We start from the raw sequence: 21677 nt of genomic DNA on the forward strand, positions 1-21677 counted from the left end.
AAAGACCAACCGAAGTTGGTTTATAGAAAGAGCGATAAGCTCATGTTGAAACTGACGAGATAAAAATATCTCTTGTTTGATTTTGCGAACAAAATCGTTTTACTCACTCGTTGTTCAGTTTTCAAAGATCAATCATTTCCGGCCATATCAACACCGGGAATAATAATATATCATACTTCGACTATTCACGCTACTGGTAAATAATACCTCGTAGGTAATCCTTTGAATTTTTGAAGTCCATCTAACTATTACATCACAGCCTATCTTACGGCCGGATACATAATATATCATTTAAGTTTGCTGATTACTACATGTAAATTATACCAATTAATAACCGAGTTATCAAAATCAGTTCTATTACTGTACTGCTTATACTTTCGAATTTGTTTTTCTTCATTACAGGTACCGTGAATCTTTGACCATATCTACTGCATCCGATAAATGCTTTTCATGAATAGCAGTTAGATATCTTGTGACGACTTTTTAGGCATCATGCCTTGATCAACAGTAGCGTCGAAAGTAGCCTGGTATTTGGCCGACCGACACACAAACATAAGCCATATCTACTATATGATGCATCCCCCTTTCAGTTCCAAAAAAGGGACCATTAATACTGAAACGTTCCAATAATTATTTATACACATTTGGGGACGTGAAATAGACTAATTCATTCTCGTTCCTATAAGCATGCTTTTAGGAACGAGAATGAATTGTATTTTTTTACATTATTGAGGTATCGCCAGCAAACACGGTTTTACAACGTTAAGGAGCCTTATATTGAATTTCGTGAATCAGCCTTTAATAATGGATACTACCCCACATCATTTAAGGCAGATTTATTGATCCAATCGGCCTCAACTGGTAAGTTGGTCCTACTAGACCTAACATAAAATAAAAAAGGCTGCCACGGCAACCTTTTTGTTTCAACTTAATGTACCCGTTAGCGTATCAGTGCGCATTTTAAAATTATTCTAAATACCTTTTAATAGCATTCGAATAAAAGATTTTATCCGTAGCTTTTTCATCAAACAAACGCTGAATCAATTGGTTGTTCGCACATACTCAAAAGGTCTTTTTGCTCTTGAATATTATTCTAAGGTATCTGCTCCATCATAAACACTCACTATTCCACTCTATAAGGCTTGTAGAAGGTACGAATTTCTTGGGCTAAAAGCTCTGGCTCTTCCATGGCCGTAAAATGTCCACCACGAGCCATGGTAGTCCAGCGAGTTATATTTAAATTGCGTACTGCCCAGTCTTTTGGTGGTAATACTATATCTGCTGGGAATAATGCAACCCCAGTTGGTACTTTTATATAGCCTAATGACGGCAGAGAATGTGAATTTTCGTAATACATCTGCGTTGACGACCCGATTGTGTTAGTAAGCCAATAAACCATGATATGCGTAATGAGTTCATCTTCGCTAAATCTTTGACGGAGGTCACCTCCACAATCACTCCAAGCTCGGAATTTTTCAATAATCCAACCGGCTAAGCCTGCTGGTGAATCAGAAAGTCCATACGCAAGAGTCTGTGGACGTGTCGATTGTATCGACATGTACCCTCCCTCTAGAGAAAGCCATTCTAATGCTCTTTTCTTGTATTGAAGTTCTTCCTCTGAAAGTTTTACCTGCTCATGGGACGTAAGTAGATCTCTTATGATACCAATATCTGTTAGGTGAATCCCGAATAAAAGTTCAGGATGATTCGATGCCAGATATCTCGTAACTCCGGAACCTATATCCCCACCTGCTGCAGCAAACTTATCGTATCCTAATTCTTTTGTCATTAATTTAGCCCACATCTCGGAAACCTGATAATTGTTGACACCAGGATGGTCAGGAGAGCTAGAGAACGCAAAACCAGGTAATGAAGGGACAATGACATCGAAAGAATCCTTAGGATCACCTCCATAGCTAGCTGGATCTGTAAGAAGAGGAATAATCTTCTGATATCTAAGGTAACTATCTGGCCATCCGTGGGTTAGAATAATGGGCATGGGATTGGGACCCTTTCCGTACTCATGAACAAAGTGCACATCAATTCCATTGATGTTGCAGCGAAACTGGGAAAAACGGTTTAACTGAGATTCTTGTTCGCGCCAATCATACTGTTCTCGCCAATACGAAACAAGGGATTTTAAATAAGTTAAATCAACACCTCGATCCCAGCCTGAGTTTTCCAATTGATCCGGCCAGCGGATGTGGTGTAATCTTCTTTTCAAATCATCAAGGACTTCATCTGCAATGTGAATATGAAAACGTTCAACGGACATTATATTTCTCCTCCTTTTTTGCGCACATCTTAATGATATCCCTTGAACTGCTGTGGTACTATGCTAAAAATCGGGCATCTTTTTCGCCGTGGAGGACTTTAGTAACCTTCCTTATCCTCAACGTTTTACAATTATCTTAATTACTTCATACTTTTGTTATAATTTCCAATTTCTCAACACCATAACACTTTCCGAAGCGCAAGGTTATTTTCCAACTGGGCCGATAATACAAACAGGTCTTTCGCTGTTTCAACGCGATCCTCTCTTTTTAAGCGTTCCCCATGTAACCGAAAAAGCATATCCGATTTTATTTGAATGGTTTTTAGACTAATGTAAATGGCAACCGATCTTCTGAATCAGCTAGCCTCTATTTATTTATCGAGATTACTTCGTCACGCTATCTTGCCCGTTAGTAGAACATGGCCGATCCATGCCGGTAACCGTGTCTTAGTTGTTTATTAAGCTATCGTGTCCCGTTAGATCAATTCAAATTTCGCCCCGATCAGACTTACCCGGGCTTATCACTAAGGGAGGCCTGTTTTGGGTTAATGAATGGACAAATCGGAAATAATTCACTCATACCGTCTAAAGGAGGGAACAAATTCATGAATTCTAATGATAATCTATCAGAGCAGAATGCATATGTGAAAGAGCTGAGTGCCTTATTTATCCCATTGGACGGAATGGAGAATCTAGACCGCATAGTTAAGGCCATCGGAGAGGCAGATATTGTGCTGCTTGGCGAAGCGAGCCATGGGACATCTGATTTTTACCGAGTTCGGGCCGAGCTTTCGAAGAAGCTAATTGCAAGCAAGGGATTTAACATTATCGGCGTGGAAGGAGACTGGCCCTCTGCTTATCGATTGAACCGGTATGTTAAAGGGATGGAGGGGGCCGATTCTTCGGCAACCGATGCACTGGGTGATTTTACTCGCTGGCCGACCTGGATGTGGGCGAATACGGATATTCGTGATTTCGCGGAGTGGCTGAAGGATTACAATGAGGTGAATCAAGGGGGCGGCAGTGGCTGTCCCAAGGTTGGATTTTATGGCATCGATATGTACTCGTTATGGGAATCGATGGAGGCAATCATCGGTTATTTGGAGGAGACCAAGTCTCCCCAGCTGGAACAGGCCCGCAGGACATATGCCTGTTTTGATCCATATAGCAGGGACCATCAGGCTTATGGCATTGCGGCAGGATTGCTCTCGGAGAGCTGTGAGAAAGAAGTGGTTGAGCTACTGAAGCAGATTCAGAGCCGGCGCATGACGTATCCTGGAAGTGAGGAAGAGCTGAATGCGGAGGTAAACATGCTCGTCACTTCCAGTTCGGAGGCCTATTATCGTACGATGGTCCAGGGAGGCCCGCAGTCCTGGAATATACGGGACAGGCATATGGTTGAATCACTGAAGCGAATCATGTCCTATTACGGCGCCTCGGCAAAGGCCATTGTCTGGGAGCATAATACGCATATCGGTGATGCGCGGGCAACGGATATGATGGCTGATGGCATGGTCAATGTGGGTCAGCTGCTGCGGGAGGATCCGGAACATCGTGTGTTTGCCGTTGGCTTCGGGACCTATCAGGGCGAGGTACTGGCCGGAAGAGCTTGGGGAGCTCCGGTTGAGAAAATGACCGTGCCGCCCGGACAGCCAGGAAGCTGGGAGTATCGCATGCACCGGGCGGGAGGCGGCCGGAATGGCGTGGTAATGCTCTCCGATGCATCTTCTATGCTGCATACGGTCATTGGCCACCGTGCCATCGGTGTTGTATATGAGCCTGCTCATGAGCGATTCGGCAATTACGTGCCTTCCAGCATGGCGGATCGTTATGATGCGTTTGTTCATCTCGACCGGACCATCTCCCTTCAGCCACTGCCTATCCTTCAGCCGGTTGCAACGGATGCTTTATTTTCAGAATAACAGCTCGCAAGAACCGTCTGTGGGAGGCAGGGTAGCTGGGTATAGTTTACCGTCAGGCTCCGAATTATAATTATAAGACTGGCTCCAATATAAAACAGCGGCAGGCTCAGACTTTGTTTTTATCAGTCTGAGCCTTGGTGAAAAACGTTATCTTCTTTTGATAGACGGTACGTCAATTCAACTGCTCCCGAATGTAAGGCCTTGGTATAGACATGCTTAAGAGACATCGTCTTGATGTTATCTGTAAACAAACGCTTTCCGCTCATCCGTATAAACGGAAAGATCATGATCCGAAACTCGTCGACGAGATCATGCTTCATCAGCGTCCTAACTAACTCGCCGCTTCCAAGCACCAAGATGTTGCTTCCGGGTTGCTCTTTAAGGTTCAAAACTTCTTCCTTGAGATCCCTTGGACGAGGGTTGCGTTCCAATTCATCTGGTGTTGCGTTTTCTTTCTTTAAAATGATTCGAGCAAAGAATCCAGTTTCAGAAGTGGAAATTTCTTATCACCCCATTATAATACTTTGATTCAAGAGATACCCAATCTATTCATGTATGGTTCTCACCTGTACAAAACTGTCGGATGCTAGTTGCTAGTTCTTCCGCATGAGTAAGGACAAGCATATGATCAGCTCCTTTGATTTCGGCAAACCTAATCTCAGGTACACGCTTGAAGTACTTGGCGATATTATACATATCCGGCCATTCTATGGTTCCTTGTATAAATAACGTACTCGCTGCAATGTTCTCTAAACGTTCAATCGAAGGCGGCTCTGGCCAAAGGACATCAAAGCTCCTCCACTCGGTAAATACCCTTGTCATGTAGTGAGTATGCATTTCACTCAGAAATCTCCGGTGGGGACTAGCCATCGTAGCCCGATAGATCGGTCCGGCTAAAGACAACTCTACAAGTTTTGAAATATCGGGAGCGGCCGCATTCACCGATGCTATATAATTGGTAAATTCTTGCGAATATGCAAACCCCGTTAATGAAGGGGCAATCACCACTAGCCGCTCAACCATAGAAGGATATGATAACGCAAAATCAGTCGCGACTTGCCCACCGATGGAATGGCCAACAAGTGTGACAAGATCCAGTCCGAGATGTTCGAGAAGTTTGCGCAAATCCTCCACAAGTGAAGTCGGCTCTTGCATAGCAGGCGAGCGGCCGGTTCCTCGACCATCGAAGGTAATGACCTTGAATGATTTTGCCAATTCAGGCACCATATATCTCCATACTCTTGAGTCGACACCTCCCGAGTGAATCATGACTATAGGGACTCCATTCCCTTCGATTTCGTAAAAAAGTTCCACCTTGTTACCCTCCCCAATGTGGTAATATTTTTCTTGATTAGCATTTTAATCATGACTGAACATACAGTCTATATAAAAAAAGATATCCACGTCGAAAATAAAAACAATATCTCATTGAATGCCGCGTGATTTGGGGCTTGGAGAGCCTACTTTGCGTAAATCAGAAGTTCTTACAAGGCTTAAAACACCGAAATCCTTGACCGGGCAAAACTTACATTTATATGAAGTCACTTTGAATAACTGCCTTTTAGTTGAATAGCGGCGGATATCAAAAGCGAATTCTTCGCTATTACGTGCTAAAAAAATCGGTGATAAAGTTCTCTTTTCTGTAATGTACTCCAGTACTAGTTAATTTATCATTATTTTATATGACAATAACACCAACTTTATAAATGCTTCTTTTGATTTTATGCTTAGTAATTGAGTTGAAGATACATATTCCTGTCTTGATGATTAATACAAGTAAATCACGTTTACAAAGGACAAAAGACAGACAGAAGATTATAAATTCACTAACAATTTAGGGTAAACGTAACCTAATTGAAACCGCCCATCCAATAACCGGATGGGCGGTTTTTACATACTACTTTCCTGCTCCTTTATCACCTGCTCAACCCCCAACAGAATCAGCTTCAATCCGAACTCAAACGCTCCGTCGGTCCCCATCAGCTCGAACAGCCCGTTCGTGAACATCCTCCGGAATAGTCCCACTTCTGTCTCGCTCATGGAATTCAGAAGGTGAATCATCTCCTCACCCGGAAGCGCTCCCTGGTCCTTGAGGATAGCGGAGACATTACGCTCATGCTGATAATCGTCTAGGACGAAGTAGGAGACATAGTTCACAAGCGTAGTAACCACTTGTATTTTCTGCTCTTGCTCAAGCGGCGTCGACTCCACGCAGAGTAGCATACGGTTGGTGAACCGGATGATGTCCGGTTCGTGGGGCAGCGTCATCATCATGAGCTGCGTGGAGCAAGGGTACCGGTAGAGCACACTCCGCATCGTTACCGCAAGCCCCGTCAGCTGCTCCTTCCAGTCCCCCTCGGAATGAAACTCCTCCAGAATCATTTTCGATACCTGGTTGGCCAAGCGCTGATAGAGATTCTGCTTGCTCTTGAAGTACCAGTACAAAGAGGGAGCCTGAATCCCTAGCCGGTCGGCCAATCGTCTCATACTGAATTTCTCGATACCCTCCTCTCCAAGAAGCTCCCACGAGGCTTCCAAAATCTTATCCTCCGAAATTTGAGGCTGCTTTTTTTTCATCGGTATCCGCCCTTTTATCTAACAGTGTAAGTTTATGCTTTACAGGTTCATAGGTTCATGATATCATCTAACACTGTAAGGCACAACCTAACACTGTTAGACTGAAGGACAAAATAAATAAAGAAAGTAGTGACTCGCATGGATGCAGAAAACCTCCATTACTTTGAAAAAGCACCGGTCGCAAAAGCCGTAGCTCACTTCGCTGTACCGATGATGCTAGGTACGTCAATGAATGTCATCTATTCCATCTTAAATGCCTATTTCCTTGGTACACTGGGCAATACTGCCATGTTAACCGCACTCGCACTAACCTTGCCGTTATTCGCGATCATTATGGCACTAGGCAACTTGATAGGCATGGGTAGTGGCACATTCATCTCCCGTTTGCTGGGAGAGAAAAAATATGACGATGTGAAGCATGTGTCTTCATTCGCCTTTTACAGCAGTTTAGTTCTCGGTCTTATCGTAATGGCGGTCGGTCTCCCGTTGATCGATCCAATCGTTCATGGCCTCGGGGCAACAACTAGCTCCTTCGGATTCACGAAGGACTATGTCACGATTATGCTTATTGGTTCACCATTCGTCGTATTATTCTTCACGCTAGAGAATATCGTGCGCTCCGAGGGTGCAGCAATCACATCGATGATCGGAATGATTCTCAGTGTTGTCGTGAATATTATTCTCGACGCGCTAGTCATCTTCGTCTTCCATTGGGGCGTGATCGGCGTTGCGTCTGCTACGGTCATCTCTAACTTGGTTGCGAGTGCATTCTACGCCTTCCATATGGGATATAAGAGCCAATTCTTAACTGTCTCCGTAAAATGGTTTAAAGCTACCGCGGATATTCTGAGCAATGTATTCAAAATCGGAGTTCCCGTCTTTGTTATGAGTATCTTCTTGGGTGCAATGTCGCTCATCTTTAACCATTTTCTTGTCGATTATGGGGATCAGGCCGTAGCGGCTTACGGAATTTCATCACGCCTATTGCAATTTCCTGAGTTTATTCTGATGGGCTTATGCGAGGGAGTTGTGCCGTTGATTGCCTTCTCTTTTACAGCGAATAAATTACGCATGAAGCATACCATTGGATTTACAATCAAAGCTATTGTGGCGTTAGCAATCGTGTTTGGTGTTATCGTCTATCTGATTTCCGACCACTTAATTGGTTTATTTACGAGTGACCCGCAATTAATTGAAATGGGTAGCTACATTCTACATGTGACGTTCTTATCCTTGTTCATTACAGGAATGACCTCGCTGTTTACCGGTATCTTTCAAGCAACAGCGCAAGGAACCGCCGCGTTTATTATGTCAGTTATTCAAGGAGTTACTCTGATTCCTGTGTTGTATATTGCTAATCGAATGAACGGATTCCACGGGGTGGTCTGGTCGCTTGTCATTTCGGATGCCGTTGCGTTCCTTGTTGGTGCCATCATGCTGTATGTTCTGCGGACCAAATTGCAGCCGGATTTGGATAATTTAGTACAGTAGAAAACATATAACATGCAAGAAGGCAGGATAAGGACACTCCCCGACCTTGTCTTCTCGGTGGGGTAGAACTGTATTAACCTAAACTGCCCGTTAGTTTAACCTTCATTTGTAGTGCCTTATTCCGACTATTCTCTACGAGCTATACGAAACCCTTGATCGGGACCAAAGCCATTCGCATCGAACTTACCTCGGAAAGAAATCTCGTTGTTGCTGACGTTGCCGGACATATCGTAAATTCCTAACTCGTTGGGTTTCCGGGTACCGATCGATTTTGTTTTATTATTGTTGCTCTCTATGATAGGCCAGTTCCAGTCTCCAGATAAGTATTTGTCTCCGGCGTTTTTCCAATACCATGCGACCTCGTCGACATTATTGCTTCCACTGTATGTGTAGCCCTTGCTCGCCTGACCTCCGCCTGCAGCATATTCCCACTCTACTTCTGTAGGCAATCGGTAACCGTTAGCTCCCTCATTAATCGTTACTGTCCATTTTATATTATCGTTATCATTCTTATTGTTGCTATTAAAATAAGCTATAATAGCTTTCTCATGGATAGATCTCCTTTAAGCTGATAGGAAAAATAGTAGGCCGTGATGGCCTGCAACTCGCCTCCAGCAGCGTCGAAGGCCGTTCGTCTGGCAGGAAACGGCCTTCAACGCAACCGCACTGACGGATAGACTGGAGGGGAACGGTCATCGGCCTGTCTACAATACTTAGGGCTCGGTGAGTCCTCCATGATCGATTCATTTAAACCCTATCTATCAGACAGCTCTCAAAACCCGCTTATCCCGTGAGACAGTCCCAACCGCGCCTGTTCGTTTAACAGCTTGCAGTTGAGTGGTTACCACACCGTTACGTTAGAGCTCCCGCTACTCTGATACCCCTCTGTCGCCAACACCTGGTAAGACCAGTTACTTCCCAGATTCATTCCTTTGCTCGCCCATGCTTTCACGTGGTTGCTGAAAGTGATTGTGGAGTTGCCCCCGGTCGGTCTCTTCGACTGTCGAACACTCCAGTACTGAATAAACGTCGTTTTTTCGCCTTCAATGGAAGGTGCGTCGTACCGCATTGTTGTGTAGATATCATATGTGCCCCCATCACTGGTCACCGTACCTTTATACGTTCCGGTAGGTCGATAAGTACCCCAGCTATCAACGACGTAATATTCGATGAGTGAGTTTCTCGTCCACCCGTAGAGAGCCAAATATCCATTACCGGACGGCGCCCAGACACCGGCATTGTAGTTGATCGTTCTGTTTGGCGATCCAGTAGTCCAGCCTTTGCCGACAACAAAATTCCCGGTATCCTTCCATGTTACGCTGTAATTACCGCCTGATCCATTAACAGCATTGACCGTCCCACCACCATCGGTCCAATTTTGCCAATAGTCTGTCGCTGCACTTGAGGTTGTTGCAAATAACCCAAAACTCATGGAAGCTGCAAGAACTACCGTCATCATTTTCTTACTAAAATTAAACATACTCTACCTCCTAAAATTTTGTGTTTGTCCCATACACTTGCTTGTTGGTTGATTCTCTTTGCAGTATATCACCTATACGTTCCATATTCCGTATTTTTTTACTTCAACCTCCTTTCTGAGTGAAATTATAGAATAATAGCGTTTGCATATAAACCTAGCAAATTAAAGCTTTAACTCTATTATGTTTAGCTTTCTTTGAATTTTATAGAATAATTCCAGTATTACAACGATGGGAAGCACCACCCGACAGCCTAGTGGCGCCTCATGTACATTTTTAACTCAGCTTATATACTAAAAAAAATTTATGCAAATAACGCATAAATATCAATATGCATCCATCACATACAGTAAAATGTGCTTGGGTGATTAGCAGTGCATAATGGGAAATCTCGATTCACGTGAGGACAAACACTTAACTTTTCATAGGAGGTTTGATAAAAAATGATTTTAGAGGATATGTATTATGGGAAATGGCGTCCTAGTGAACAGATAAATTCAACCGACCCTGAATCCCAAAAAGTGAATCAAAAAATTAGTGATCTCATGGAGATGTTGAAAAGCAAATTACCAGCAGCATTCATTCACGGGTACCGGGCGGGGGCATTAACGATGATTGAAGTATTTAGCGAGGACAAAGAAATTGTTGATCCTAATAGATAGATAATGGAGGAGTTATGGTGGTGAGCCCGCTACGCATGCAGATTGTTCTTCCGATCGCTGTTATCCCTAGATTTCTCCTCAGTAGAATATAAACTTAAAGGTAAAATCCAGGGATTGCTGAACGAATGGAGTACTTTAAGAGAATTTCAACGAATGGAGGGGCTGCCTAGCCTCTTCCTGCGCCCAGCGCATTCATCAAGAACTCATAAATTTCCAGTTCGTTGATTTTATCGCCATCGGTCACTATGTTATGCTGAACTTGCAGTCCGTTCTTGAACACGGTGAACATCCGAGCTGTCCTGTCCGCATCGATTGAAACAGGGATAGCTCCATTCTGCTGTCCGACTTCGATCCACGTTTTGGCAGTGAGGATAGATGCTTCATGATAACGTTTCAGAATGCCAGCCACGGCGGGCTTATCCTGTTGGCTGAGTAGATAAATAAAAATCAGGCTGGCAGCGCTGTCCCCACTACCAATGTTACGAAGGCGTTCAGTTAAGGTGTTAAGCGGGGATTTGATTCCTTCTGGTCCTGCGGGAGTCCGGGCGACAGATTCAAAAAAGCGCTGATTGGTTTTCTCCATTCCCGCCTCCAGAATCATACCGAACAATTCATCTTTGCTTTTGACATAATGGTAAATGGCTCCTTTAGTCAGTCCGCTGCGATCCGCAATATCCTGTAGTGTCGTCGCCCGACAGCCTTTCTCCATAATCATCTTTTCGGCAATCTCAAGCAGCTTTTTTAGACTGTCGTTCATCGCTTTATCTTGCATAATCTTTTACCTCCCGTTTGTCTGTCTTTTTATTCGTCTAATGAAGCTCATATTCCACCAAATCGTCAATCCAATAAGCCCATAGGTGAAGAACGGCGATACGACCAGAAAGGTCGATATCGACATCGAATACACCAGCACTACTTTGATGAAGGCTTCCAACAGCAGGCTAAATCCCCACACCGCCGTTATCAGGCGAAAGTTAAACCGATAGCGCGGAAGTCCCTCCCATTTATCGTTCATCTGAGGATCATGGCCTGTAAATCTCTCGGCTAAATAATAAATCAATGGTCGGCCAAAAAACAGCGAGCCTAGAAACACCATTCCCATAATACCAGTTACATAAGACTCACGCAGCAAAATGAAGCGTTCATCGCCGCCCAAGAGAACGGCCACGACGCCAAGAATCAGGCCGAGAAAGATGAAACCGGAGAACGCATCCGCCTTGCGCGTCCGTATAAGGCTGTAGAGCGAGTCGCATAGCGGTACGAGGGCAGCGATGGACAGAGCGATCAGACTGCTTGTGTGCGGAATTAACAAACGGTAAGCCAGATAAGGCAGTAAAATATTGATGATTAACGTAAAGATGATTTCGTTGCGAGATTTATTCATGGTCGACTCATCCTCTCATCATTCAAAACCTACCTTCGGTAGGTATCTTTCATTCTACATACCTTCGGTAGGTATGTAAAGATTAAAAATAATAATCTGTATACGAACCTCAATCTACATATTGCCCAAATGTGGCTACACAGTTCGCATACTCTACAACTACAAAAAGGAGATGGCGCTGGCCATCTCCCTTGCTTTTATTCTTCCCTCATACTTCCTGCTTAAAAACATATTGCTCACGGCCACACACTCTAACAAGCAACTATATTTTTAATCCCCCACCCGATTCAAAAACACCTTCGTCCGCTCCAACTGAGGATTGCCAAAAATCTGCTCTGGTGTACCGGATTCTGCAATTTCGCCATTATCCATAAAAATGACACGATCCGCCACATCTCTCGCAAAGTTCATCTCGTGGGTCACGATGACCATCGTCATATGTTCCTCAGCCAGCTTTTTGATAACTCGCAGCACCTCACCCGTCAGCTCGGGATCAAGGGCCGAGGTCGGCTCATCAAACAGTAAAATATCAGGGTTCATCATCATTGCCCGGGCAATCGCCACGCGCTGCTTCTGCCCTCCCGACAGTCGGGATGGATACGCATCTGCTTTATCTGCTAATCCGACTTTAGCCAGCAACTCAGCGCTTTGGCGACGTAGCTCAGCCTTGCTCACCTTCTTCACCAGCTTCGGAGCCAGCTCCAGATTATCCTGCACCGTCAAGTGAGGGAACAGATTAAAATGCTGGAACACCATGCCCATACCGGTGGTAATGCCCTTAATGTCACCTGCCGGAGCGTACTGACCGTTTTCCACCAGTGCTTTATCATGAATGCGGATCGTCCCGCCCGTCACATCTTCCAGGTGTACCAAACTACGGAGCATGGTACTTTTTCCTGAACCTGAAGGACCAATGACGGCTACAACCTCGCCCGCTTTAACGTTAAAGCTCACTCTTTTCAGAACGTCGAGCTTGCCGAACGATTTTTTCAAATCGGTTACTTCTATTGCATTAGTATTCATATCCCGACATTCCTTTTACTCGAATTTAAAACGTTTTTCCAGCGCCCTGAAGAATAGCGTCAGCACCAAAGCTAACAACAAATAAATAACCGCCGCTACAACATAAGGTACAATCGAGAAATCACGGTTTACAGCCGTATTGGCAAAATGCAGCAGTTCCGGTACCGCTACTGCATACAGTAGTGCCGTATCTTTTACCAGTGTTGTCGCTTCATTGGTCACCGCAGGCAAAGCAATCCGTACCATTTGCGGCACAATGACTCTAATCAGCGTCTGCGACTTGCTCAAGCCCAGCACTTGCGAAGCCTCGTATTGCCCTTTATCAATCGACAACATCCCGCCTCTAAAAATTTCTGCAAAATAAGCCGCATAATTCAGTACAAATGCCAGTACCGCAGCCGTTGTCCGGTCCAATACCAGATACTCCCCAATGACAGGCAACATCGGCAGACCAAAACAAAAGAACAACAATTGCAGCAATAGCGGCGTACCGCGTATAACATAAATGTACGTATGCATCAGCCAGGCGATTGGCTTAATCCGGCTTTTGGCCAGCAACGTAACGATAAAACCCAATGGAATAGACAAGATGAGCGTGATGAAAAATAAAATAACCGTCATCTGTGCCCCTTCAAGCATAGGCTTCATAATTCGCAAAATATATTCCATACTCATGACCTTCGACTCCTAAACCCTTAGTTCAATACACTACATATTAATTTAATACTTTATCTTCACCAAACCACTTTTTCGAAATTTCAGCAGCTTTTCCGTTCTTGTGCAGCTCATCCAAAGCAGATTGCAGCTGCGTCAACAGCTCTTCATTTCCTTTTTTCACGCCGATGCCGTATTCCTCAGGGGCCAATGATTCATCAAGCAGCTTATACGTCCCTTGTTCCTTCGACATATAATACTTGGCAACGACTTCATCAATGACAACCGCATCCAGACGTCCGGTTTTCAAGTCTGTCAAAGCGAGAACATTATCCGGGAACTCGGACACTTGCTTCAATTTACTTTTGATCGGATTTGCATCCAATGCATCGGCTGCTGAAGACAGCGTCTGGAGTCCGACCGTTTTGCCCGTCAGATCAGCCAGCTTGGAAAGACTGGAAGTAGCCGGAATGACAATCACCTGACTGTTTTTCAGATATGGCTTCGTGAACAGCACTTTTTCCTTACGCTCATCCGTAATGGTGTATCCATTCCAAATGAGATCAATACGTCCGCTGTTCAGCTCGGATTCTTTGGCAGACCAGTCAATCGGCTGAAATTCCACCTGTTTACCCATTTGTTCCCCGGCCGCTTTCGCATAATCAATATCAAAGCCGGTCAGCTCGTTATTTTCATCTCTAAAGCCCATCGGGGCGAATTTATCATCAATTCCAATAATCAATTTACTGTCATCCTTACCGCCGGAACATCCGGCCAACACGATCATCATCAATCCAATCAACATCGTAAACATGGCTGCTTTTCTCATCTTATTCCCCTCCAACAATGGTGACCCCCGTATCCAAGAACAGGTGGCAAACGCTTTAGTTCGTTAACACGTTATCAGAGTATCATCATAACATACCGCAGGATACTCGTCGAGAGGAATAAGCGGAATCTTAGCCTTATATAAATGGAAAACCTGTGACGAAAATTTGACCTGTGTTCTATAATGTAAAACCTTACCTTGACATGTCACCTAAACCGTCTTATCATTTCCTAGTATTCTTATATACTTTTATTTATTTTAAAATTTCAACAGCAATAGTATGTAAATCAGCTTGATAGACAGGAGAAATAAAGCCCCATGTACATTTTAAAACGCCTCTTTACGATGTTCATTACGTTGTGGATTATCGTCACTTTAACGTTTATCATTATGCACATCATTCCGGGTGATCCGTTCTCGAACGATTCCAAAACCATTCCGGAAGCGGTATTGCAAAATATGCGTGCCAGGTACAATCTGGACAAGCCGCTCGCTGTGCAGTATGTGTTGTATCTCAAAAATCTGCTAGTGCTGGACATGGGCCCGTCTATTCAATCGAAAACGACGGACGTCAATATGCTCATCGCCCGAGGTTTTCCACCTTCTGCATTGCTGGGTATTCAATCCATCGTGGTCGCAATTATTGCCGGTATTTCGCTCGGAACGCTGGCTGCTCTACACCATAATCGACCACTGGATTATATCTCGATGTTTATCGCCATTGTTGGTATTTCCGTACCCAGCTTCATATTGGCACCGCTGTTAATCAAGTATGTTGCCGTCCAATGGCATCTGCTTCCGGTCGCCTCATGGGGAACCTGGCAGCATACGGTGCTCCCGTCGCTGGCTCTCGCTGTTTCACCGCTTGCCGTCATCGCCCGCTTTATGCGGACGAGCATGCTGGAAGTCATGCATGAGGAGTACATACGCACTGCCAAAGCAAAAGGGTTGTCCTCTTTGGCAGTAGTTCTTCGTCACGGATTACGCAACGCGTTGATTCCAGTGCTTTCCTTTATTGGGCCACTATTTGCTTCCGTCATTACAGGTACCTTTGTCGTTGAAAAAATATTCGCCATTCCCGGCATCGGTAAATACTTCGTAGATAGTATCTTTAATCGGGATTATCCAGTGATTATGGGGACGACCATTTTCTACAGTGCCATTCTGGTCGTTACTTTATTTTTAATAGATATTTCCTATCGCCTTGTCGATCCACGAATCAAATTAGTCAGCAAAGGAGATTAACATGAAAGCAGCACCTACTGTCGAAAAGGACAGCCTGTTCAGTCTTGTAGATCGTAGTCAGATCCCCACCCCCACGTTGACCAGACCCAAAGAATCACCCTGGCGGGATCGGCTACGCAGACTTTTTAACAACAAGCTTGCTCTGTTGGGGCTTTCCCTACTAATCATGATTATTGTGCTGGCGATTGTTGGACCTTCCATGGTTCCCTATGCACCCAGTGATCAATCCCTTTTGAAAACGAATCTCTCTCCTTCGAAAGAGCATTGGTTTGGTACGGATGATCTGGGGAGGGACGTATGGGCACGGACATGGGCCGGAGCTAGAATTTCACTCATGATCGGCTTTGCCGCTGCCGCCATTGATTTGGTACTTGGCATTCTCGTCGGCTGTGTTGCTGGCTATTGTGCGGGGCACGGCAAAACGGGCGACAGGATCGACAGCATCCTCATGCGTATTATTGAAATTTTGTACAGCATTCCTTATCTGCTGGTCATCATTTTGCTGCTGGTTATTATGAAGCCAGGCCTGCTCACAATGATTATTGCATTATCTATTACTGGCTGGGTCGGTATGGCCCGTGTAGTGCGTGGGCAAATCTTACAGCTGAAGCAGCAGGAATATGTGTTAGCAGCCCGTAGCTTGGGGACATCTCATTCGCGCATTATCTTCAGACATTTGCTACCAAACGCGGCTGCAATCATTATCGTGAATTTGACGTTCACTATTCCATCGGCTATTTTTGCCGAATCGTTTCTGAGCTTTCTCGGTCTGGGGATTCAGTCTCCTTCGGCCAGCTGGGGGACGATGGCTAACGATTCACTTGGCGTTATTTTAAGCGGTCAATGGTGGCGCCTATTTTTCCCCGGGCTGATGATATCGCTCACCATGCTGGCGTTCAATACACTTGGAGACGGGCTTCAGGATGCACTTGATCCGCGCTCACAACATTAACAACAGAGAGATCCAAATTGGACAAGGAGGGGTGTCACCATGATCCGCAGCTTCTTGCCTAACCGCAGGAAAAACGGCAGTTCCTTTATCGAAGTGCGCACACGCGGCATACCTGCGGGAAAGGAGGATGAATAAATCCCGGTACGGTGTACCTTATTTTTAGCATAACTAATCACAGTAATGGAGGAAAACCACGATGAAAAAAATGTATTGGATGACGATCATCTTACTTTTGGCCGTAACGGCTTTGGCTGGATGCTCTGGCACTACGGACAAAACAGCAAGCAACGACCCGTCCGCTGCGCCTCAAGCAGATATCCCGCAAGAAATTACTGCTAATCTGGCAGGTGGCGAGCCTTATACGCTAGACCCTGCTTTCGCATCAGATACAACGTCCTACTTTGTGATTGATAACTTGTACGAAGGGCTATATACATACGATAAGGCCGGTAAAATCGTAGAAGGCGCTGCCAGCAAAGTAGACGTATCTCCTGACGGCAAAACCTACACCTTTACGATCCGTGACGGTGCAAAATGGTCGAATGGTGACCCACTGACAGCTAAGGATTTTGAATACTCCTGGAAACGGGTACTGAATCCGAAAACAGCTGCCTACGATCCTTCTGCCCTCTACTACATCAAAGGTGCCGAAGCGTACAACACAGGCAAAGGTAAAATTGAAGACGTGGGTGTTACAGCTAAAGATGATAAAACTCTGGTAGTTGAGCTGAAATCACCGCTGAGCTTCTTCCCAACGATCGCAGTGGGTCATGCCTATCTGCCAGTAAACCAATCGGTTGTTGAGAAAAATGACAAATGGGCAGCAGAAGCGGGCACAATGGTCGGTAACGGTGCGTATGTAGCCAAGGAATGGAAACATAACGAGCAGATTACGCTGGCGAAAAACGATCAATTCTGGAACAAAGATGCCATTACAATGGCAACGATTAATTTTAAAATGGTTCAAGACTCCACAACTTATTATCAAATGTACAAAACGGGCGATCTGGACCTGATTTTGAGCCTTCCCGTAGATACCCTGGATCAGGAAAAGAGCAACAAGGAATTCCTGTCGCATCCATCTTTCAGTGTGTATACCTATTCTTTTAACGTAAAACAAAAGCCGTTTGACAATAAAAAAATCAGACAGGCCATTGCCTACGCGATTGACCGCGAAGCACTGGCTACCAGCGTAACCAAAGGTGGCGAAACTCCGGCTTACGGTTATGTTCCATACGGAACAACAACGCCATCCGGCAAGGACTTCCGTGATGAAGCACCGAAAAAATACTATGAGTTTGACGCTGCGAAAGCGAAACAATTGCTGGCCGAAGGTCTGAAAGAAGAAGGTTTAACACAGCTGCCACCGATCACCTTTAAATACAACACTTCGGACAAGCATAAAAAAGTAGCTGAAGCGATTCAGGAAATGCTGAAAACGAACCTGGGTGTTGCAGTGACGCTGGAGAATCAGGAATGGAAAACGTACATTGATACCTTTAAACAGAAGAACTTCCAGATCGCTCGTATGGGCTGGGAAGGAAACTTCCTGGATCCACTCGGCGTATTGGGGCATTATACTTCCAAAAATTCGAACAACTTTACCAACTGGAGCAACCCGGAGTATGACAAACTGATCGAATCCTCAACCTTTGAGCTTGATCCGGCAAAACGCTTTGAACAGCTCCATCAGGCAGAAGACGTATTGATGGAAGATCTGCCGATTATTCCGATCCAGTTCTCTGCGGACACTGCATTAATCAGCCCTAAGATTCAAGGTATCGTATTTGATGCTCGTTCGAACCCAGACCTGCGCTTTGCGAAACGGGTCGAAAAATAATGATTTTACGTTTCGGGCTCACTGCCCTGATTGTCGGTACTTTAGGATTTCTGTACGCCATCCCCCATCTCTTGTATGGTCGTGAAAACATGGCTACTGCAAATCTGCTATTCCTGTTGGGGTTGCTGGGCTTGGTGATCGGTGCAATCTTCCACGTTCTGCAAAGCGGTTTTCTAACCCTCTTCCTGCGGGGATTTGCCGACATCAGACAGTTGTTCATTCGTCAATCCAAGGCATTACGGGAGGAAAATGAACGTTTGCGTTCCGATGAATCTCTGTCAGCCTGGAAAACATCCATGTTCCGCCACCTCAAGGTATATACTTGGGGGTGCGGGGCGGGGCTTATCCTTTGCTCGATGATATTAATGGGGATAAGTTAGGGTGGTATGAGAAGCTTTCTTGCGGTTGATGGGCGCTGCGCGTGCAGATTGTTCTTCCGATCGCTTCGCTTCTTCAGAACAATTCTGCCCGCTCCGCTGGCAACCTCCGTAGAGCTTCTATACGTTTTAGAGGTGTGTAAATGAAAAGAGAGAGTTTCGCAAAGGCGTTTGCTGCGGAACTCTCTCTTTTTGCATTTTTTTATATATTAAGCTTTGAAAAGAGCTCATAGTACAATACTTAGTAGCCTTAATAAATCTGCTTTTCCTTCGCTTCCTGTAACCATGATGGGAACTCGTTAAGCAATAGTTCGTACAATTCATTGTCTTCCATAGATTCGATATCTTGAATTTGGAAGAAGTTGGCGTTATCTACCACACGGCCTTCTATATTGTCCAGCTTCTTTAATACGCCAAAATCGGATTCACCCACACCGATAAATTGCCAGAAAATCGGCTCTCCTGACGAATCAATGACTGCGTTGTCGATATTATCTCCTTTTCCACGCTTCACACCGCCATCATTAATAAAAATAACAAAGGCCGGATCAGAAGAAGGTTCTTCCTTGGTGTATTTGGCGATAACATCGCGCATCACAGGCGGCTCATCATTACGACCGAACTTGGGCAAATAATCATTGGACAGAATATGTCTTTCAACATAGTTGTCAACGTCATTTTCGGTAACGGACGGCAAACGTGAAAAACGGTGATCATACACCCATACGTCCAGTACACCATCATCATCCAAAGAACTCGCTACTGCAACAATACGCTCCAACACCTTTTGAACAGTACCATTTTTGTACAAGCTTCTCATAGATCCTGAAATATCGAGCACCAATCCAACTCTTGCAGTTACATTTGTTAGATTCTTTTTAGTCAGTACTAGTTGCGCATTCTTTTTAAGTAAAGAAATACTGCTCATGTTCCCCACGCTCCTCTATGATGTATACCCTAGCCCGTCTAGTCTACCATCTGCGTCGTTCGTCGCCTCTCAGGGGAAAGTCGCTCAATTCTCCGAGTTGGTCATGTGCAGCCTTATAAATGCGAAGAATAGCTTGTACCTTGTTAAAATCATTGTCTTCCGGGCCGAATCCTTCCATATACATTTTTTGAATGATGTTTTGGAAGAAATCTATACGCTCGCGAACGGAATCCTGCTCTATTTGCAGTACCTCTTCAAAGCTGTGTGTCTCAGCAAAATCAGACAGCTCATCAAATTCCTGTTCCTGATATCGATCTCCCCGAGTTTCAGGATTGAGATCAATAGAGGTACGCAAGGTTGACAATAAAATATTTTCACGCGCCAGCATGACATGAAAATCTTTGTTCTTAAACAGATCCGTAACGATCAAACGGCACATTTCCTTGTTCTGGAGCAGAATCCCGTCAAAAGGATGCAGCGTCCACACACCGTAGTTAAAAAATAAATTAAAATTGAAGTTGCTGCTTCCATACTGATATACAATGTTGAATTTCGATTCGTCGATGATTTCAAATGAAAATTCCAGCATGCATTCTCCTTTGGGATTCCAATATTTAACTCTATCCTATCAGAAAATGCATGATTTTCAATAAAAAATTTTATTTCACAGAATCATTTAATTCCACAATTGAATCTGCTTTTTCGCTGCTGACAGCCACGAGTAAATAGACAATCACACAACCCAAAATAAAGGACATCATACGCTCGCTCTCTCCTTTTGTCATTCGCTTTTTAAGAGTTTATGCACGAGAATGCTATGTATGTTCATCATGTCCCTTATTAGCTGCTGCCAAACCAAAAAAAGACGCCTTTCGGAGTCATCCCGGCGTCTTTTTCATAGATTGAGTCTATTATTCTACATTGTCATTAGTTCAAAAACGAGCTTAGACCCTCAGAAGAATTGCTATCCTTCAGCGGTTTGGATGGTTCTTTCCGTTCGATCCCCAAACGTTGGCTGAGGTTGGCATTGATTGCTGTCATTTTACTTGTATAATCGTGGCAGCTTTCAATAATCCGACGGTTTGATTTTTCAGACAGATCCAAAGCAGATACCAAATCACCAATCGCCTGATTCACAGCCTCCAGTGACATAGAAGGCTTGCTAAGTAGATCTGTCGTTCTCTCGGTCGTCGTTTTGAGAAGCTTCGCATTTTCCTTGAATTGATCTTCAATCGTACGGTTGGTCGCATCGACGGCTGAAATGATTTTATCCTGATCCGCCAGCGCCATCGCGATCATAGCCGATACAGTGATCAGATTCGATGTTTTATCAATCGCATTATTTACAGAATCAATCAGTTTATCATTGTTATCATTAATAATATCCGTTGCTGCAATCGCCTGATTGTATAATAAAATCATTTCAGTCATTGACTGCGTACGAGTAACCACCTTGCGTAATCCCCGCTCCAGATGAGGCTTACGGTTTTCGTTTTCCGGCTTGGCAATCTCGGTCTCAAACAGTTCTTTCAAGCGATTACCAAAGGCAATCTTCGTCTGTAAATTGTAGATTTCTTCAATGGAAGCCTTCTTCAACTGTCTCATGCTGACGATGTTTTCTTCCAGATTATCCTTACCATCTCTCAAGGCAGTAATGATTTTCTCGATGTTCGTCTTCACCGACTGATACTTGTAAATGTAGTTTTTTAACGGGCTTTTACGCAGGAGCTTGCCAAAAAAGCTCACATTTTTGCTCTGCTGGAGCGTTTCGCATTCATCACGCAGCTTTAAGATCATATTGGATACCTCAGCCCGATCACCGGACATGAGGTCGTTTACCGGACGATCCAGCATTTTAAGGGTCTGCCCCGCACGTTCCTGCGTTTTAACCCCCAGCTTACCGATATCATCCATTAAGGTATCCAGGCTCATGACATCGCTTTGTGATACCTTCTGAATCAGCTGTGAAGCCTCCTCAGTCACCTTTTGTTCATCTTCTTTTTTCAATTCAGCCCATGGGGTCGCCATACGCTACCTCCT

Annotated in this window: 20 protein-coding genes and 2 pseudogenes; 7 read left to right on the top strand and 15 right to left on the bottom strand. The window is 44.5% G+C overall.

The window, feature by feature from the left end:
* Positions 1-966: 966 nt before the first annotated feature.
* Together NLX73_RS25180 and NLX73_RS19965 are read right to left on the bottom strand one after the other, a co-directional pair.
* Positions 967-1085: pseudogene (locus NLX73_RS25180) on the bottom strand (amidohydrolase family protein); the annotation flags it as partial.
* A gap of 38 nt (positions 1086-1123) precedes the next feature.
* A complete protein-coding gene (locus NLX73_RS19965) occupies positions 1124-2275 on the bottom strand; it encodes an epoxide hydrolase family protein (RefSeq protein ID WP_069291225.1) in 1152 nt (383 codons plus the stop codon).
* A 605-nt stretch (positions 2276-2880) separates the two neighbouring features.
* Here NLX73_RS19965 and NLX73_RS19970 point away from each other — a divergent pair.
* Positions 2881-4197 (top strand): erythromycin esterase family protein, encoded by a 1317-nt coding sequence (locus NLX73_RS19970; RefSeq protein WP_254327119.1) that lies wholly within the window; start codon positions 2881-2883, stop codon positions 4195-4197.
* Positions 4198-4319: 122 nt separating this feature from the next.
* Here NLX73_RS19970 and NLX73_RS19975 read toward each other — a convergent pair whose 3' ends face one another.
* The 3 genes from NLX73_RS19975 to NLX73_RS19985 form a co-directional block, all read right to left on the bottom strand.
* Entirely contained in the window at positions 4320-4628 is a 309-nt protein-coding gene (locus NLX73_RS19975) for a dihydrofolate reductase family protein (RefSeq protein WP_302055496.1), read from the bottom strand.
* A gap of 118 nt (positions 4629-4746) precedes the next feature.
* The gene (locus tag NLX73_RS19980; protein ID WP_254327121.1) at positions 4747-5511 is read right to left on the bottom strand and encodes an alpha/beta fold hydrolase; all 765 of its coding nucleotides are present in this window, start codon (positions 5509-5511) and stop codon (positions 4747-4749) included.
* Between the two features lie 576 nt (positions 5512-6087).
* Positions 6088-6774, bottom strand: a complete 687-nt coding sequence (locus tag NLX73_RS19985) for a TetR/AcrR family transcriptional regulator (protein WP_235307428.1) — start codon at positions 6772-6774, stop codon at positions 6088-6090.
* Between the two features lie 138 nt (positions 6775-6912).
* Between NLX73_RS19985 and NLX73_RS19990 the strand changes: the two genes are divergently transcribed.
* Positions 6913-8265, top strand: coding sequence for an MATE family efflux transporter (locus NLX73_RS19990; protein WP_254327122.1), 1353 nt, complete (start codon positions 6913-6915; stop codon positions 8263-8265).
* Positions 8266-8390: 125 nt separating this feature from the next.
* Here the strand turns inward: NLX73_RS19990 and NLX73_RS19995 are convergent.
* Positions 8391-8783, bottom strand: a pseudogene (locus tag NLX73_RS19995) (SUMF1/EgtB/PvdO family nonheme iron enzyme); the annotation flags it as partial.
* Positions 8784-9106: 323 nt separating this feature from the next.
* The gene (locus NLX73_RS20000) at positions 9107-9745 is read right to left on the bottom strand and encodes a glycoside hydrolase family 11 protein (protein ID WP_061831741.1); all 639 of its coding nucleotides are present in this window, start codon (positions 9743-9745) and stop codon (positions 9107-9109) included.
* Between the two features lie 441 nt (positions 9746-10186).
* Here NLX73_RS20000 and NLX73_RS20005 point away from each other — a divergent pair, with 441 nt between their 5' ends.
* Entirely contained in the window at positions 10187-10405 is a 219-nt protein-coding gene (locus tag NLX73_RS20005) for a DUF6809 family protein (RefSeq protein WP_254327123.1), read from the top strand.
* Between the two features lie 166 nt (positions 10406-10571).
* Here NLX73_RS20005 and NLX73_RS20010 read toward each other — a convergent pair whose 3' ends face one another.
* The 5 genes from NLX73_RS20010 to NLX73_RS20030 all read right to left on the bottom strand — a co-directional run bounded on the left by NLX73_RS20010 (position 10572) and on the right by NLX73_RS20030 (position 14295).
* Complete coding sequence (locus NLX73_RS20010; protein ID WP_069291221.1) at positions 10572-11177, bottom strand: TetR/AcrR family transcriptional regulator; 606 nt, start codon at positions 11175-11177, stop codon at positions 10572-10574.
* 6 nt (positions 11178-11183) lie between these two features.
* Positions 11184-11789, bottom strand: coding sequence for a VC0807 family protein (locus NLX73_RS20015; protein ID WP_254327124.1), 606 nt, complete (start codon positions 11787-11789; stop codon positions 11184-11186).
* Between the two features lie 270 nt (positions 11790-12059).
* On the bottom strand, positions 12060-12812 hold the full coding sequence (locus NLX73_RS20020) for an amino acid ABC transporter ATP-binding protein (RefSeq protein WP_023987213.1): 753 nt from the start codon (positions 12810-12812) through the stop codon (positions 12060-12062).
* A gap of 15 nt (positions 12813-12827) precedes the next feature.
* Entirely contained in the window at positions 12828-13487 is a 660-nt protein-coding gene (locus NLX73_RS20025) for an amino acid ABC transporter permease (protein ID WP_023987212.1), read from the bottom strand.
* Between the two features lie 40 nt (positions 13488-13527).
* Positions 13528-14295, bottom strand: coding sequence for an amino acid ABC transporter substrate-binding protein (locus NLX73_RS20030; RefSeq protein WP_028542078.1), 768 nt, complete (start codon positions 14293-14295; stop codon positions 13528-13530).
* Positions 14296-14613: 318 nt separating this feature from the next.
* Here NLX73_RS20030 and NLX73_RS20035 point away from each other — a divergent pair, with 318 nt between their 5' ends.
* From NLX73_RS20035 to NLX73_RS20050, 4 genes are all read left to right on the top strand, one after another.
* Positions 14614-15540, top strand: a complete 927-nt coding sequence (locus NLX73_RS20035) for an ABC transporter permease (RefSeq protein ID WP_254327125.1) — start codon at positions 14614-14616, stop codon at positions 15538-15540.
* 1 nt (position 15541) lies between these two features.
* On the top strand, positions 15542-16492 hold the full coding sequence (locus tag NLX73_RS20040) for an ABC transporter permease (RefSeq protein WP_134903215.1): 951 nt from the start codon (positions 15542-15544) through the stop codon (positions 16490-16492).
* 196 nt (positions 16493-16688) lie between these two features.
* On the top strand, positions 16689-18332 hold the full coding sequence (locus NLX73_RS20045; protein WP_250259274.1) for a peptide ABC transporter substrate-binding protein: 1644 nt from the start codon (positions 16689-16691) through the stop codon (positions 18330-18332).
* Positions 18332-18712 carry a DUF3899 domain-containing protein gene (locus NLX73_RS20050; RefSeq protein ID WP_254327126.1) on the top strand — a complete coding sequence of 127 codons (381 nt, stop codon included), beginning with the start codon at positions 18332-18334 and terminating at the stop codon, positions 18710-18712. Before NLX73_RS20045 ends, NLX73_RS20050 begins: the two co-directional genes overlap by 1 nt.
* Before the next feature lie 247 nt (positions 18713-18959).
* Here NLX73_RS20050 and NLX73_RS20055 read toward each other — a convergent pair whose 3' ends face one another.
* The 3 genes from NLX73_RS20055 to NLX73_RS20065 form a co-directional block, all read right to left on the bottom strand.
* Complete coding sequence (locus NLX73_RS20055) at positions 18960-19637, bottom strand: vWA domain-containing protein (protein ID WP_254327127.1); 678 nt, start codon at positions 19635-19637, stop codon at positions 18960-18962.
* A 43-nt stretch (positions 19638-19680) separates the two neighbouring features.
* The gene (locus NLX73_RS20060) at positions 19681-20226 is read right to left on the bottom strand and encodes a hypothetical protein (RefSeq protein ID WP_254327128.1); all 546 of its coding nucleotides are present in this window, start codon (positions 20224-20226) and stop codon (positions 19681-19683) included.
* Positions 20227-20564: 338 nt separating this feature from the next.
* Positions 20565-21665 carry a toxic anion resistance protein gene (locus NLX73_RS20065; protein WP_254327129.1) on the bottom strand — a complete coding sequence of 367 codons (1101 nt, stop codon included), beginning with the start codon at positions 21663-21665 and terminating at the stop codon, positions 20565-20567.
* Positions 21666-21677: the final 12 nt, after the last annotated feature.

Source organism: Paenibacillus sp. CH40 (genome assembly GCF_024213605.1).
In the GTDB taxonomy this organism is placed as follows: Bacteria; Bacillota; Bacilli; order Paenibacillales; family Paenibacillaceae; genus Paenibacillus; species Paenibacillus polymyxa_B.